Raw genomic sequence first — 14161 nt, forward strand, 5'->3', positions numbered from 1 at the left:
TTTCGTAATCTACAGCAGTGCGCCGCCCCATAACTTTTCCAACGATGAAGACCCATCTGTCTGCTCTATCCGCGAAGTCCTGAGGCGATTCTCAGTTTACCATCGCTTTTGAGAGTTGGTCAGTCGCTAGGCGCTACGCGGAAGGAGCAAGCGCTTCGATGATCCGGCAGTCGGCGACGGTGTTGCGGCTACAGGAATCTATCAGCGCGTCGAGTTCACCAGCAAGCGCAGTCAGGTCCGCAATCTTACGTCTAATCGCGTCGCGGTGTTGGTTAGCGACAACATCAACCGCGATGCAGGACTGATCGCGCCGATCGGCAAGCCCCATCAACTCGCGTACCTGGTCGATCGAGAAGCCAAGATCGCGCGCACGCCGAATGAAGGACAGGCGGCGTAGATGCGCGTCCTCATAGGTCCGGTAGTTCCCCGCTGATCGTTCAGGCGCGGGCAGCAAGCCAATCTGCTCATAATAGCGGATCGTCTCGACCTTCGTGCCGGTGGCACCGGCCAGTTTTCCGATCGTCAGTTTTTCAGACATAGCGCTTGACCCTCTAGCGACTAGAGGGTGCATATAGGCTGTCAGATCGATTCTATCGAGGTGGCGAACATGGCCTGCACAAGCTGCGCGTCCGACAAGGCGGGTACTTTCAACGACCCCAAATGGCGCCGGGCGCTATGGATCGCACTCGCCATCAATGGTGGCATGTTCGTTATCGAGATACTTGCCGGCATCACGGGTGGATCGAAGGCGCTGCAAGCCGACGCGCTCGACTTTTTTGGCGATACCGCGAACTATGCAATCAGTCTTGGCGTTGCCGGAATGGCGATAGCCTGGCGCGCACGCGCTGCGATGTTGAAGGGGGCGACGCTTGCTTTGCTAGGCGTCTATGTCCTGTTCGCGGCGGGATGGGGGGCGCTCCACGACGCAACGCCCCATGCCGAAATTATGGGCGTGGTCGGCATAGCAGCGTTGATCGCGAACCTTGTCGTCGCGGTCATGCTGTACCGCTTCCGAAGCGGTGATGCGAACATGAGGTCGGTATGGATTTGCTCGCGTAACGACGCGATCGGCAACATCGCCGTCGTGCTGGCCGCAGGCGGGGTGTTCGGCCTCAACAGCGCGTGGCCTGATCTTGCCGTCGCCGCCTTGATGGCTGTGTTGGGAATATCGGGCGGTGTTCAGATCATGCGGCAGGCACGCGCCGAAATGCGTAGCGAGCCCTCACCCGCCCCCGCTACTTACCAGCGGTCGTTACATGGCAGTCGGTAAGCTGCTAAGGCGCGGGCCGATGCACCGCCTTTCCGCCCTGTTCCTCAGTTTCATGCTCGTGCTTATGCTCGGGCTTGGATCAGTTGCGCACGCGACCGAAGGCGTGACGTGCGTTGATACCACAGCGGTCAGCTCCCTCGATCATTGCGACGGCGATGCCGACCAAGTGCCGGCAGACGCCGACAAGGCGTATCCTCACCATCATGGCGGTTGCCACGGCCATCATGTCGGCGTGCCGATCGCGTCCGATTCAACCGGACCAGCCAGCAGCGTTCGTATGACGGCATCGGTGTGGCGCAATGCGCCCAAGGCCCCGGTAGCGTCGGACCCAGCCCTACGCCCTCCCCAAGCCTGACCAACGCCTAATCCCGCCGGGAAAGCCCGTGCGGACGCCCAAGGTTCGTCAGGAGTCCATTACCCATGCACCGTTTTATTGCGGCCTTATTGGCCGTGGCGTCGTGCGCGTCGATCGCGCAGGCGCAGTCAGCCGATCCCACATCGACCAGTCCCCCTCTCACCCTTGATCAGGCGCTTTCACTTGCCGGAGCGACCGCCCCCAGCCTTGAGGCTGCCACAGCAGGCGTCCGGGCAGCAGAGGCAGGCCGCACGGTTGCCGGCTACCGCCCTAACCCGTCGATCGTCGCCGAGACCGAGAACATTGCCGGTAGCGGTCAATATCGCGGCCTTCGCAGCGCCGAGACAACGGCAGGCCTGGCACTACCGATCGAACTGGGTGGCAAACGATCGGCACGGATCGCCGTCGCGGATGCGATTGGTAATCGAGCGCGGATAGGCACGGCGTTGGCTGAGGCTGATCTACGGCTTGCCGTCACGCAGCTCTACATCGAGGCGACAGCAGCGGAGCGTCGGCTTGTGACCGCGCGCGAGCAGGCCGGCATCGCGCGCGAGGCATCGCGCGCAGCCGGCGTCCGCGTTCAGGCGGGTCGGGCATCACCGCTCGAACAGCAGCGCGCCGATGTATTGCGGATCAACGCGGAGACGGCTGTGGAGCGCGCAGAGCGGCTTGCTGAGGTCGCGCGTAGCAATCTTGCCCGACGGATCGGCCAACCCCTCACGGGACCGTTGGACTTGGCGTGGTTCGGCCGTGTCGAGGGCCTTGGTCCAGCGCGGCCGATCGAGACCACCGGGACGCTGGCGTTGGCGGCCACACGCGCGGACGTGACAACGGCAGAGGCACAGGTGCGGCTTGCCAGGTCGCAGCGCATTCCCGACGTGACACTCAGCGCCAGCGCACGCCGGCTTGAGGCTACGAACGACGTGGCAGCAGTGTTCGGGCTGTCGATCCCGTTCCCGCTGTTCAACAACGGCAGGGCGGCAGTGGCGCAGGCGCGGGCGCAGACCGATCAGGCGCAGGCGCTACGTCGCGTGGCCGAGCTGGATACCGCGCAGGATATCGCAAGCGCACAGGCGAACGTCGCGAATGCCGCAACGACCGCTCGCAACGCGAGCGGGCCGGCATTGGCATCAGCAAGCGAAGCCGCTCGGATTGCCCGGATCGGCTACCGGGAGGGCAAGTTCGGTCAGCTCGATTTGCTCGATGCCGAACGTACCCTGTCCGAAACACGAACCGCCGCGATCGATGCGCTCGCCACCTATCACGACGCCAAGGCACGCCTCGAACGGCTTGTTGCCGCAGCGCCCTCGACCGAGGAAACCAATCAATGACGAAGATCATCATACGGGCGCTCGCGCCTGTGACCCTGGCTATCCTCCTTGCCGGGTGCGGCGGGGGTGGCAACAGCGAGGCCGGTGAGAAAGCCGGAGCCGAAAAGACCGAAGGTGCCGAGGCCGGCGAAGCGAAGGAGGGTCCGAAGGATATCGTCACCCTGTCCGCGCAGCAGATCGCGGATGCGGGGATAGAGGTCACACGGCCCACAGTAGGCGGCGTGGCCGGAGCGATCGAGCTATCGGCAACGATCGAGGGTGATCCTCAAGGGGTGCAGGTTGTATCCACCTCCGTAGGCGGTCGGCTTGTTTCCCTCACCCGCAATCTCGGGCAGTCAGTCAGCCGGGGCGACCCGCTGGCTATCATCGAGAGCCGGGAAGCGGCATCACTGAAAGCCGAGGTAGAAGCCGCGCGCGCGCGTTCCGCACTCGCCCAATCGAACCTTCGCCGCGAACAGCGCCTGTTCGCCGAACGCGTTTCGCCGGAACAGGATCTAGTCGCAGCGCGGACGGCCGCGACGGAGGCCAGCATTGCGCTTCGCCTCGCGCAGCAGCAGTTGTCGGCGACGGGCAGCGGAGGCGGTGCGCTCAACCGCATCGCGGTTCGCTCGCCCATCGCCGGCCAGGTCATCGCGAGATCCGCTACACTCGGGCAGGCGGTCGCGGCCGATGCAGAGCTGTTCCGCGTCGCGAACCTGTCGAAGGTCACTGTCACCACCTCACTCGTCCCCACCGATGCCGGCCGGGTGAAACCCGGCGTGCGTGTCGAAGTGACGGCACCGGGGCGGCGTCAGAAGGGGCGCGTCACGTTCGTATCCCCCATTCTGGACGAGACGACCCGATTGGTGCCGGTGATTGCCACCCTCGACAACGCCGGCAGCACATGGCGCGTTGGTGAGACGGTCAACGTATCGATCCTCGTTCCTGCGACCGGGGACCGCACCGTCGCCGTGCCATCGGCCGCAGTGCAGATGATCGAGGACAAGTCGTTTGTGTTCGTCCGCACTGCGACAGGTTTCCGGGCAATTCCGGTGACGCTTGGTCGCACCAACGGCGGACAGGTCACCGTAACGGCGGGCCTTACGGGATCAGAGCGCATCGCTTCCACAAACAGCTTCACGCTCAAGGCCGAACTCGGCAAGGGTGCGGGCGGGGATGAGGACTGAGCCATGATCGGTCGCATCGTCACCCTCTCCGTCGAGAAGCGCTGGCTCGTCCTGCTTCTCACCATCGCGGCTGCATTGCTCGGGATTGGCGCGCTGCGTCAGCTTCCGATCGACGCCGTACCCGACATCACCAACAACCAGGTGCAGATCAATGTCGTTGCTCCTGCCCTCTCCCCCGATCAGATCGAGAAGCAGGTTGCGTTCACGGTCGAAACCGCGCTCGCGGGCATTCCCGGCCTTGAATATACCCGCTCGCTAAGCCGCAATGGCTTTGCCCAGATCACAGCAGTTTTCGGTGAAAAGACCGATATCTACTTTGCGCGGGCGCAGGTCGCGGAACGCCTGCGAACCGCAGAGGAAGACCTTCCGGAAGGCGTGAATCCCGAGATGGGGCCGATCGCCACAGGCCTGGGCGATATCTTCATGTGGACCGTCGAATACCGCGAACTGGATCAGGTCCATCACCGCAACGGCGAACCCGGCCTGCAACGCGATGCCAGCTATATCACCCCCGAGGGGGATCACCTCGTCAGCGACGCCGACAAGGCGACCTACCTGCGCACGGTGCAGGACTGGATCGTCACGCCGCAGCTGAAAAGCACGGCCGGGCTTGCTGGTGTCGACTCCCTTGGTGGCTACACCAAGGAATATCTCGTCGTTCCGGACATACAGCGCATGGCGGCAATGCGGCTGACGCTTCAGGATCTCACCACCGCTCTTCAGCGCAGCAATACCAGCGCGGGTGCTGGCGTGGTCAACCGCAACGGCGAAGGGTTGGCGGTTCGATCGGATGGGCGTGTCCGCAACGCCGACGAGCTGGCCCGTACCGTCGTTGCCACCCGCGAGAGCGTTCCAATACTGCTCAACCAGATTGCGACCGTTCGCACCGGGCAGGCGCTACGCATGGGATCGGCATCGGAAAACGGTCATGAGGTTGTCGTCGGGACCGCAGTCATGCGGATCGGGGAGAATAGCCGCACGGTGTCGACGGGCGTTGCCGAACGGCTGACGCAGATCGGCCGCTCGTTGCCGGTCGATGTTGTCGTGAAGCCGGTTATGAACCGGACCGAGCTGGTGAACTCCACGATTTCGACGGTTGCCCGCAACCTTGCCGAAGGTGCGGTGCTGGTGATCGTCGTTCTGTTTGCGCTGCTTGGCAATTTCCGCGCGGCGCTGATCGCGGCCTGCGTCATTCCGATCACGATGCTGCTGACCAGCATCGGCATGTTGAAGGCGGGCGTTTCGGCCAATCTTATGAGCCTTGGCGCGCTCGACTTTGGTCTGATCGTGGATGGCGCAGTCATTATCGTGGAGAATGCATTACGGCGTTTGGGCGAGGCGCAGCATGGTCGGGGTGACGTGCTGACGATCGAGCAACGTCTCGGGATTGTCGCGGCATCGGCGCGCGAGATGATCCGGCCATCGGTGTACGGGCAGGCTATCATCATCCTTGTCTATGCGCCGTTGCTCACCTTCACGGGTGTCGAAGGCAAGATGTTCGAGCCGATGGCGCTGACAGTCATCATCGCTCTGGTGTTCGCCTTCATCCTGTCGCTGACATTTATACCGGCAGCGATTGCGATCTGGCTCAGCAAGCGGGTTGAGGAAAAGGAAAGCCGCGTCGTCACGTTCCTCCGGCAGCGCTATGAGCCGGGACTCGATGCGGCAATGCGCCGGCCCACCCTCACCATCGGCGTCGCGATCGGCGCGTTGGCGCTTGCCGGTGCCGCTTTCACGACATTGGGGCAGGAGTTCTTGCCGCAGCTCGATGAGGGCAACATCCTCGTGCAGGCGGTCCGCATCCCGGGCACATCGGTCGATCAGAGCCAGGCGATGCAATTCCAGGTGGAAAAGGCACTCGCCAAGGCCCCTGAGGTCCGCTTCGCCTTCTCGCGTACCGGCACGTCCGAAATCGCATCGGACCCGATGCCGCCTAACGCGACCGACACCTTCGTCATCTTGAAGCCGAAGCAGGAGTGGCCTGACCCCGGCCTGTCCAAGGAAGAGCTGGTGGAGCGGCTGGAAAAGCGCCTCTCCACCCTGCCGGGCAACGCCTATGAGATCACTCAGCCGATCCAGATGCGGTTCAACGAGCTGATTGCAGGCGTGCGCGGCGATATCGCCATCAAGGTCTTTGGCGACGACTTTGGCGAGATGAACGCGACCGCAGATCGGATCGCCGGCATCCTGCGAAAGACGCGGGGTGCAGCAGACGTGCGGGTTGAGCAAACCGAAGGCTTGCCGATGCTCGATATCCGGCCGAACCGCACTGCCATGTCCCGCGTCGGCGTGACGGCGGGTGACGTGCAGGACACGGTTGCCGCAGCCATTGGCGGCCGACAGGCTGGCGTGATCTTTGAAGGCGATCGTCGCTTCCCCGTCGTAATCCGGATGGCGGAAAGCTCACGATCCGATCTGACGGCGGTTGCTCAGGTCCCGGTACCGACCGGCAGTGGCGGCTTCGTACCGTTATCGACTGTGGCGGATATCGCCGTGGTCGATGGTCCCAACCAGATCAGTCGCGAGAACGGCAAGCGGCGTGTCGTGGTGCAGGCCAACGTGCGCGATCGAGACGTGGCCGGTGTCGTGGCCGATGCCCGGTCAGCCATCGACGCTCAGGTGAAATTGCCGCCCGGCACGTACCTCGAATGGGGCGGTCAGTTCGAGAACCTGGCATCCGCCCGCGATCGGCTCAGCGTTGTGGTGCCGATCTGCTTCGTGGTCATCATGTTCCTGCTCTACGGCGCGCTTGGCTCCGTCAGGGATGCGCTGATCGTGTTCACCGGCGTTCCGCTGGCGCTGGTCGGAGGCATCCTTGCGCTGGTGCTAAGAGGTATGCCGTTCTCCATTTCCGCGGCAGTCGGCTTCATCGCGCTATCAGGTGTCGCGGTCCTCAACGGGCTGGTCATGGTGTCGTCCATCCATGATCTGATGCGGCAAGGCATGGATCGTGCGGTAGCGGCGCATCAAGGCGCTTTGGCGCGGCTCCGGCCGGTTGCGATGACGGCGCTCGTTGCGTCGCTTGGCTTCGTGCCGATGGCACTTGGGCATGGGGCTGGAGCCGAGGTGCAAAAGCCGCTGGCGACCGTCGTGATTGGTGGCCTGATATCTGCAACCTTGCTCACCTTGTTCGTGCTGCCCACGCTCTACGCTCGTTTCGGACGGCTCGAGCTGCCAGCCCCATCAGGGGGACACATCGAACTGCCGCCTTTGGTTCATGATAGCGTGAGGGCTTAAGCTATGCAGGCCGTTGCCTTTACGCTCATTCCCGTCGTCGCCGTACTGATCGGCTCGCTATTCGCGGTATCGAGACGGCCAAGCGATGCCTTCGTAAGCGCTATGCAGCACTTGGCGGCAGGCGTCGTGTTCGCCGCAGCGGCAGCCGAGATCCTGCCCCAGGTGATGCACGAAGGTTCACCAATCGCGACATTCACAGGCGGCGCGCTTGGCATAGTCGTGATGCTGTCACTCAAAGCTCTTGAGGGTCGCGCCAGTGGACCGATCGCTATGCTCGGGGCAGTTGCAGTCGATATCCTGATCGACGGGCTTGTTCTCGGGCTGGCGTTCGTCGCTGGCGGGAAGGCCGGCGTGTTGCTGACGATCGCGTTGACGCTGGAGGTGCTGTTTCTCGGACTGACCGTGACGACCGAGTTGGGTGAGACGATCAAGTCCAAGGCACGTATCATCGGGATTACGATGGGGATCGCGTTGTTGCTGCCGATCGGTGCGGCGATAGCGACGCCCGTTGCGACGTTTCCGGCCGTCGTCATCGCCGGGTTTCTCAGTTTCGGTCTGATGGCGCTGCTCTACCTCGTGACGGAGGAGCTATTGGTCGAGGCGCACGAGAAGCCTGACACCCCGCTTATCAGCGCGATGTTCTTCATCGGGTTTCTGGGATTGCTCCTGATTGAGGAGGTATTGGGCTGACCGCTCGACGTGGAACGTCCTGGACCGATGATGATGACGCCGAGCTTCGTCGGCGTATCGAGGCCAGGCAGACGCTGGCGGTAATCGCGCGCGAGATGGGACGAACGATGGATGCGGTTCGGGGAAGAGCCTCAACCCTGAGGGTAACTCTCCGCTCGACGCAGCGACCGTGGCGGGACGGCGTGCCGCGCCGAGTAGACGTAGACTAGAAAATAGGGGCGGTTGCCCGCCCCTATCCATCCTTTAGCCGTGCTTCATGCCGCCCTTAGCATGATCGCAGCAGTCAGCAGCCTTGGCTTTTGCGCCATCCTTGCAGCAGTCCGCACCGTCCTTGCAGCACGCCATGTCGGCGCAGCAATTGGCGACAGCGGCGAATGCGCCAGTCGACAGGGTGAGGGCGAAGGCAGCGCTGATGAGCTTGAACTTGGTCATGATATTCTCCGAAATTTACGTGTGATGGTGTTCGACGTCACACGGTTTGCGGAGGGGGTGTGGCCGGAGCGTATGCCATGCCCAAAAGGCCGGTCTGTGGGGCCGGCCAAGGCGATAGACGGGCGGACGGAACCAGCCCGACATGCTCGACGGTTTCGCCGGCAACAGCAACGCACGGTATGGCGCAGGTCGACGCAGGGGCCTTTTTGATGGGAGCGCCTGCTGATTTGCTGGCACAGTCCATCATCGCGGACGCAGCCGGAGGCGCAGCCATCGCCATCGTCTCGCAGAGCGGGCCAAGCCGGACCAGCAGCATCACTGCCAGGACGAAAAACGCCATGGAATGCAATATCTTGGAGAATGGGCGAGCCCGGCGTTTCATTGGATGCATCTAGAAGCACCCTCAGTCATGTACAATGCCGCAGGAGCGGTTTGCCACACTAAGCGGACTTTACTCGCCTTTCCGGTACGTTGGCGAGGTTGCGATGCTCGAAAGGTCCGTGGCGCTATCGATCGGCACGCCTGCCTCCTTTCGCTCGGAATAGCGATCGACCAATTGGGCGGTGTGCGGGCGTAGCAGGACAGTGAAGCGTACCAATTCTTCCATCACGTCCACGATCCGATCATAGTAGGCCGACGGCTTCATTCGATCGTTTTCTTCGAACTCGGCAAACGCCTTCGCGACGCTGGATTGGTTGGGGATCGTCACCATTCGCATCCAGCGGCCGAGGACGCGCAGCGTGTTCACGCTGTTGAACGACTGCGACCCGGCCGACACTTGCATGACGGCGAGCGTGCGGCCCTGCGTCGGGCGCATCCCGCCCATCGACAGCGGCAGGTGATCGACTTGCAGCTTCATGATGCCGGTAATCTGGCCGTGTCGTTCAGGGCTGCACCACACATGCCCCTCCGACCACATCGACAGTTCGCGCAACTCGTGGACGGCCGGGTGATCGTCCCCCGTCACCTGATCGGGCAGCGGCAACGTCGAAGGATCGAAGATCCGCGTTTCGCAGCCGAAGAATTGCAGCAGGCGAGCAGCTTCCTCGACGCACAGCCGCGAAAAGGACCGCTCCCGCAAAGAGCCATAGAGCAACAGGATGCGCGGAGGTGGATCGCCAGCACCCAGCCCAAGGGCAGGACGATCGAGCGCATAGCGCCGATCGAGCGCGGGCAGATTATCAGGATCGGCGAGAATACGGAGCGGCATCAGGCGGTCCTTGGGCCTAGCAGAATGATGCAGGTGCCGATCAGGCACAGTGCGGCTCCACCCGCGTCCCAGCGATCGGGCCTTACCCCTTCGACAGCCCACAGCCAGATCAACGATGCGCAGATATAGACGCCGCCATAGGCAGCATAAGCCCGCCCCGCTGCGTAGCTATCCACGCGTGTCAGCAGCCAGGCGAACAGCATAAGTGAGACCACGCCCGGAACCAGCCACAGGGGCGATTTATCCAGCCGGAACCATGCCCAAAAGGCAAAGCAGCCTGCGATTTCCGCAAGTGCCGCGGCCAGATACACGAGCGCCGTCATACCATGCTGATCCTGATCGCGAGTGCCGCAAGTGTTACCAGCAGCACCGGAATCGTTAGCGTCGCGCCAACCTTGAAGTAATAGCCCCAGCCGATCCGAATGCCCTTTTGCCCGAGGACATGCAGCCAGAGCAGTGTTGCGAGCGAGCCTATCGGCGTGATCTTCGGTCCGAGGTCGCACCCAATTACGTTGGCGTAGATCATCGCTTCCTTGATCGCGCCCGTGGCGTGGGTCGCGTCGATCGACAGCGCCCCCACAAGTACGGTCGGCATGTTGTTCATCACCGACGACAGCAGCGCGGCGATGATCCCGGTCCCGAACGCCGCGCCCCACACGCCGCCTTGCGCAGTGCGATCGAGCAGGCTGGCAAGGTGATCGGTCAGGCCAGCATTCCGCAGGCCGTAGACGACCAGGTACATGCCGAGCGAAAAGATCACGACCTGCCACGGGGCACCGGCCAGCACCTTGCGCGTCTGGATGACGTGGCCGCGCGAGGCGATGATAAGCAGGAGGACCGCGCCCACAGCGGCAACGGCGCTGACCGGTACGCCGATGGGTTCGAGCAGAAAGAAGCCGGCAAGCAGTAGAGCAAGAACGACCCAGCCCGCCTTGAACGTGGCACGGTCGCGGATCGCATCACCGGGCGTGCGGAGTTGCGCCACATCGTAATTCGCCGGTATGTCACGGCGGAAGAATAGCAGCAGCGCTATCAGCGTCGCGGCGATCGACGCCAGATCGACCGGCACCATCACCGAGGCATAATCGGCAAAGCCGATCCGGAAGAAGTCGGCCGACACAATGTTGACGAGGTTGGAGACGATCAGCGGCAGACTGGCGGTATCAGCGATGAACCCCGCTGCCATGACGAACGCCAGCGTCGCCTTGTCCTTGTATCCCAGGGCACGCAGCATCGCGATGACGATCGGCGTCAGGATCAGGGCCGCGCCATCATTGGCGAACAACGCCGATACCGCCGCGCCGAGCAGCACGATCAGCACGAACAGTCGGCGACCATGCCCCCCGCCCCAGCGCGCGACGTGGAGCGCCGCCCATTCGAAGAACCCGGCTTCATCGAGCAACAGGCTGACGATGATGATCGCGACGAACGTCGCGGTCGCGTTCCAGACGATGCCCCACACCACCGGCACGTCGGAGAGCGAGACGACCCCGACGAGCAGCGCGATCGCCGCGCCGCCCATCGCGCTCCACCCGATGCCAAGGCCCTTCGGTTGCCAGATGACGAGCGCGATCGTGGCGACGAAGATAGCGAGCGCGAGCAACATCAGGCGACGCGCTGGCCCGAGGCGTCCACGACCTGTTCGCCGTCCTCCTTGGCAAACGCACCCTGTTGCGACTCCGGCAGTAGATCGAGGACCGCTTCGGACGGACGACACAGTTTCACGCCAAGCGGCGAGACGACGAGCGGCCGGTTGATCAGGACCGGATGCGCCATCATCGCGTCCACCAGCGCTTCGTCGGACAGCGACGTGTCGCCCAGGCCCAACTCCGCATAAGGAGTCCCCTTCTCACGCAGCAGATCGCGGGGCGTGATCCCGGCGCGATCGATCAGCTCGACCAGCAGCGCGCGCGCAGGCGGTGTCTTCAGATATTCGACCACATGCGGCTCGATGCCGGCATTGCGGATCATCGCCAGCGTGTTGCGCGACGTGCCGCATTCGGGGTTGTGATAGATCACGATATCGACGGCCACGGGACGTCCTTTCAGCAGCATGGGGTGAGTTCGGCTAGGAGTGGCGCACATAGTTCGGGTGAGCCGGCGCAGCAGTCTTTGACGAGGAACAGGGTCAGTGCGCGCAGCCCGTCCAGATCGGCGCGGTAGACGATCGAGCGGCTATGTCGTTCGAAACGGACGATGCCGGCACGCGCGAGAATGCCAAGGTGCGCTGACATAGTGTTTTGCGGGACGTCGAGCTGACGGGCGATTTCGCCCGCTGCCATTCCATCTGGTTCGTGCCGGACCAGTAGGCGAAACACGTCGAGGCGTGTCCCTTGTGCGAGAGCGCTAAGTGCAGCAATGGCCGAATCGTTTTCCATATATCCAGCATAGAGGATATGTCAGACTTGGCTAGTTCGAGATTTCCGAGGCCAACCTTCTCAATTTACGATCCCTTTTGAGAATCGGCTGATGACAGCGGTGTGCAGAAAACGGCCGTTTTCCGAACCATTGGCATACGACCGGCCCGAGCCGGCCCTTGCCGCGGGCCAATGTTCATCAACCGGTTCGGAAAACAATGTGCAGGAAAGGCCACGTACGGCGACGCGCTACATTGCTCTAGAGCGCGCGGACCGCGNCAGCGGTGTGCAGAAAACGGCCGTTTTCCGAACCATTGGCATACGACCGGCCCGAGCCGGCCCTTGCCGCGGGCCAATGTTCATCAACCGGTTCGGAAAACAATGTGCAGGAAAGGCCACGTACGTCAGCTATCCGCACAGAGGTGCCCGATAGCTGCCCGTCGGCAATGACCCATCGCCAGTCGGCCTGATGCTGGTGCCAAGTGACCTCAGGAATGGCGGCGTTCAAGACCAGTTACCAGTCGCGCTCTATCGCAAATATGGGCGAGCGCCGATCATCCTGTTGGCCTCGTCGAATGACGGGTTCCGTCCGGAGCCGCCGTTCGTAACTCGCTTTACGAACGGCTTGAGTTGGTCGCCAGCTGCCGCGCCTCCGTGACCCATCTGCAGACATTCAGGCTGCCCGAGCGGCTCCCCGGGTTCGGACATTCATTCAGTTTTCGATTTCGGCTCCGCAACTTCGGGGCCGCAACTCCGNGAGCGCCGATCATCCTGTTGGCCTCGTCGAATGACGGGTTCCGTCCGGAGCCGCCGTTCGTAACTCGCTTTACGAACGGCTTGAGTTGGTCGCCAGCTGCCGCGCCTTCGTGACCCACAACACGACATTCAGCGGTCGTTTCGGGCTCCCTAACTTCGGACGTCCATTCATATTCGCCCGACACCTCGACCAGCGATGGAGGAAATGGTGAGAATTGGGACTTTGCTGCCATTCGCCGCGACTGTAGCAAATGGCAGCTATCGTCAGGAGCGGACGCGACCCATAAGACCGGTCAGGCGGCTGCATACGCGGAAGCTGGGCTGACGCGTCCTGCCTCTACTCTGATCTCGAAGGCTCTACTATTAGCCGCGCCCGGCGATCGCCTTTATGAAATCGACTATTACCGAGGCCGGCAGCGCGGCCGAGTAGCGCAGCCTCTCGTTGTCATACTGACCCTCGAGCCATCGCATGGTCATTCCGACGCAATGTCCGTCCCCGAGCAGCACCGGGCAACCGCTGCTGCCCGGCGCGACGAGGTTCGAGATGAGCAGCGCGGGCGTCTGCTGGAGATAAAGATCGGCCAAGCCGTTCACTTCGCCGCGATGCCCCACCACGAGGGATTGCGCTCCTGGAATGCTTGGATAGCCCAGAGTGAAGACTTCATCGAACATCGCCACATCGGTGGTAAACCTGAACGCCGGCCCGACTGGACCGGCGACGCGGTAAAGGGCGATGTCATGGTCAGGCGAGAGGATTGGAGCCTCTATGGCCATCGGAGCGCCCTTCACATCCGAAATTCTGACGTCCACTACCTCGTCAGCCGGATCGACGTTGTGACGGCAAGTCACGAGCCAGGGCCGCTCGTCCTGCTCGATTAAAAAACCGGATCCTCGCGCCTCTGCGCCATCCGCCTTCCTCACGTCGACCGCCAGCAGGGCGGAAGCGTAGCGCCCGGCAAGCTCGCCCGGGGCTGAAAAGAGGTTGCGAAACGTATCGTCGCGTAAGTGCCCGAGGATACGGATAAGGTCGAGCTGGTGGTCGACGACGGCGCGCCAGCTTGAGCCGAAAGACCTGCGAACCAGCCGCGCGGCAACCAGGCGCTCCCAGATGAAGGCGACGGCGGCGGGCTTGTAGGATTCCCCGCCCGAAACCATCGCCTCGAGCAACTCCTCGGAGAACATGTTCATCTTCGAGAACAGGCCCAGCGGGCCCTCGATGTCCTTGGCGCCTTTGAACTTCAGTCCCGCTCTCACCAGCTCAAGCGCAGCCGGCGTGTCGCTGAACAACAGCGAGAAGCGCCTCTCGACGATCGGAACCGCCTCGTCGATCGCCGGCCGGAGCGGATCATGCCTCATC

General features: G+C 62.8%; 14 protein-coding genes. 6 read left to right on the top strand and 8 right to left on the bottom strand.

The window, feature by feature from the left end; translation table 11 throughout:
• Window positions 1-133: 133 nt before the first annotated feature.
• Entirely contained in the window at window positions 134-538 is a 405-nt protein-coding gene (locus ASF09_RS18075) for a MerR family transcriptional regulator (RefSeq protein WP_060527464.1), read from the bottom strand.
• 69 nt (window positions 539-607) lie between these two features.
• Between ASF09_RS18075 and ASF09_RS18080 the strand changes: the two genes are divergently transcribed.
• From ASF09_RS18080 to ASF09_RS18100, 6 genes are all read left to right on the top strand, one after another.
• Entirely contained in the window at window positions 608-1270 is a 663-nt protein-coding gene (locus tag ASF09_RS18080; RefSeq protein WP_060527465.1) for a cation transporter, read from the top strand.
• A gap of 19 nt (window positions 1271-1289) precedes the next feature.
• Window positions 1290-1625 (top strand): hypothetical protein, encoded by a 336-nt coding sequence (locus ASF09_RS20475; protein WP_156359424.1) that lies wholly within the window; start codon window positions 1290-1292, stop codon window positions 1623-1625.
• Window positions 1626-1690: 65 nt separating this feature from the next.
• On the top strand, window positions 1691-2956 hold the full coding sequence (locus tag ASF09_RS18085) for a TolC family protein (RefSeq protein ID WP_060527466.1): 1266 nt from the start codon (window positions 1691-1693) through the stop codon (window positions 2954-2956).
• Window positions 2953-4122, top strand: coding sequence for an efflux RND transporter periplasmic adaptor subunit (locus ASF09_RS18090; RefSeq protein WP_060527467.1), 1170 nt, complete (start codon window positions 2953-2955; stop codon window positions 4120-4122). The genes ASF09_RS18085 and ASF09_RS18090 overlap by 4 nt, the downstream gene beginning before the upstream one ends.
• Window positions 4123-4125: 3 nt before the next feature.
• Window positions 4126-7359 carry an efflux RND transporter permease subunit gene (locus ASF09_RS18095; RefSeq protein WP_060527468.1) on the top strand — a complete coding sequence of 1078 codons (3234 nt, stop codon included), beginning with the start codon at window positions 4126-4128 and terminating at the stop codon, window positions 7357-7359.
• A gap of 3 nt (window positions 7360-7362) precedes the next feature.
• Entirely contained in the window at window positions 7363-8049 is a 687-nt protein-coding gene (locus tag ASF09_RS18100) for a ZIP family metal transporter (RefSeq protein WP_060527469.1), read from the top strand.
• A 243-nt stretch (window positions 8050-8292) separates the two neighbouring features.
• On the opposite strand, the gene ASF09_RS18105 is transcribed toward ASF09_RS18100, so the two are convergent.
• The 7 genes from ASF09_RS18105 to ASF09_RS18140 form a co-directional block, all read right to left on the bottom strand.
• Window positions 8293-8481: a hypothetical protein gene (locus tag ASF09_RS18105; protein ID WP_041394287.1), complete on the bottom strand. Its 189-nt coding sequence runs from the start codon at window positions 8479-8481 to the stop codon at window positions 8293-8295.
• A gap of 451 nt (window positions 8482-8932) precedes the next feature.
• Window positions 8933-9691 carry an arsenical resistance protein ArsH gene (gene arsH, locus ASF09_RS18115; protein ID WP_060527471.1) on the bottom strand — a complete coding sequence of 253 codons (759 nt, stop codon included), beginning with the start codon at window positions 9689-9691 and terminating at the stop codon, window positions 8933-8935.
• Window positions 9691-10014 carry a YnfA family protein gene (locus ASF09_RS18120; protein WP_060527472.1) on the bottom strand — a complete coding sequence of 108 codons (324 nt, stop codon included), beginning with the start codon at window positions 10012-10014 and terminating at the stop codon, window positions 9691-9693. The genes arsH and ASF09_RS18120 overlap by 1 nt, the downstream gene beginning before the upstream one ends.
• On the bottom strand, window positions 10011-11297 hold the full coding sequence (locus tag ASF09_RS18125; RefSeq protein ID WP_060527473.1) for an arsenic transporter: 1287 nt from the start codon (window positions 11295-11297) through the stop codon (window positions 10011-10013). Before ASF09_RS18125 ends, ASF09_RS18120 begins: the two co-directional genes overlap by 4 nt.
• Window positions 11297-11725 carry an arsenate reductase (glutaredoxin) gene (arsC, locus tag ASF09_RS18130; RefSeq protein WP_235529887.1) on the bottom strand — a complete coding sequence of 143 codons (429 nt, stop codon included), beginning with the start codon at window positions 11723-11725 and terminating at the stop codon, window positions 11297-11299. The genes ASF09_RS18125 and arsC overlap by 1 nt, the downstream gene beginning before the upstream one ends.
• A gap of 11 nt (window positions 11726-11736) precedes the next feature.
• On the bottom strand, window positions 11737-12069 hold the full coding sequence (locus tag ASF09_RS18135) for an ArsR/SmtB family transcription factor (protein ID WP_060527475.1): 333 nt from the start codon (window positions 12067-12069) through the stop codon (window positions 11737-11739).
• A gap of 1098 nt (window positions 12070-13167) precedes the next feature.
• Entirely contained in the window at window positions 13168-14160 is a 993-nt protein-coding gene (locus tag ASF09_RS18140; protein ID WP_060527476.1) for a S1 family peptidase, read from the bottom strand.
• Window position 14161: the final 1 nt, after the last annotated feature.

It is taken from the genome of Sphingomonas sp. Leaf242, from assembly GCF_001422045.1.
Taxonomy (GTDB): Bacteria; Pseudomonadota; Alphaproteobacteria; order Sphingomonadales; family Sphingomonadaceae; genus Sphingomonas.

What these genes read in the sequence shown, in the direction of transcription:
- ASF09_RS18125 (WP_060527473.1), bottom strand. Translation starts at nt 11,297, where the DNA reads ATGTTGCTCGCGCTCGCTATCTTCGTCGCCACGATCGCGCTCGTCATC.
- ASF09_RS18120 (WP_060527472.1), bottom strand. Translation starts at nt 10,014, where the DNA reads ATGACGGCGCTCGTGTATCTGGCCGCGGCACTTGCGGAAATCGCAGGC.
- ASF09_RS18085 (WP_060527466.1), top strand. Translation starts at nt 1,691, where the DNA reads ATGCACCGTTTTATTGCGGCCTTATTGGCCGTGGCGTCGTGCGCGTCG.
- ASF09_RS18095 (WP_060527468.1), top strand. Translation starts at nt 4,126, where the DNA reads ATGATCGGTCGCATCGTCACCCTCTCCGTCGAGAAGCGCTGGCTCGTC.
- ASF09_RS18090 (WP_060527467.1), top strand. Translation starts at nt 2,953, where the DNA reads ATGACGAAGATCATCATACGGGCGCTCGCGCCTGTGACCCTGGCTATC.
- ASF09_RS18135 (WP_060527475.1), bottom strand. Translation starts at nt 12,069, where the DNA reads ATGGAAAACGATTCGGCCATTGCTGCACTTAGCGCTCTCGCACAAGGG.
- ASF09_RS18075 (WP_060527464.1), bottom strand. Translation starts at nt 538, where the DNA reads ATGTCTGAAAAACTGACGATCGGAAAACTGGCCGGTGCCACCGGCACG.
- ASF09_RS20475 (WP_156359424.1), top strand. Translation starts at nt 1,290, where the DNA reads ATGCACCGCCTTTCCGCCCTGTTCCTCAGTTTCATGCTCGTGCTTATG.
- ASF09_RS18105 (WP_041394287.1), bottom strand. Translation starts at nt 8,481, where the DNA reads ATGACCAAGTTCAAGCTCATCAGCGCTGCCTTCGCCCTCACCCTGTCG.
- ASF09_RS18100 (WP_060527469.1), top strand. Translation starts at nt 7,363, where the DNA reads ATGCAGGCCGTTGCCTTTACGCTCATTCCCGTCGTCGCCGTACTGATC.
- arsH (WP_060527471.1), bottom strand. Translation starts at nt 9,691, where the DNA reads ATGCCGCTCCGTATTCTCGCCGATCCTGATAATCTGCCCGCGCTCGAT.
- ASF09_RS18080 (WP_060527465.1), top strand. Translation starts at nt 608, where the DNA reads ATGGCCTGCACAAGCTGCGCGTCCGACAAGGCGGGTACTTTCAACGAC.
- ASF09_RS18140 (WP_060527476.1), bottom strand. Translation starts at nt 14,160, where the DNA reads ATGAGGCATGATCCGCTCCGGCCGGCGATCGACGAGGCGGTTCCGATC.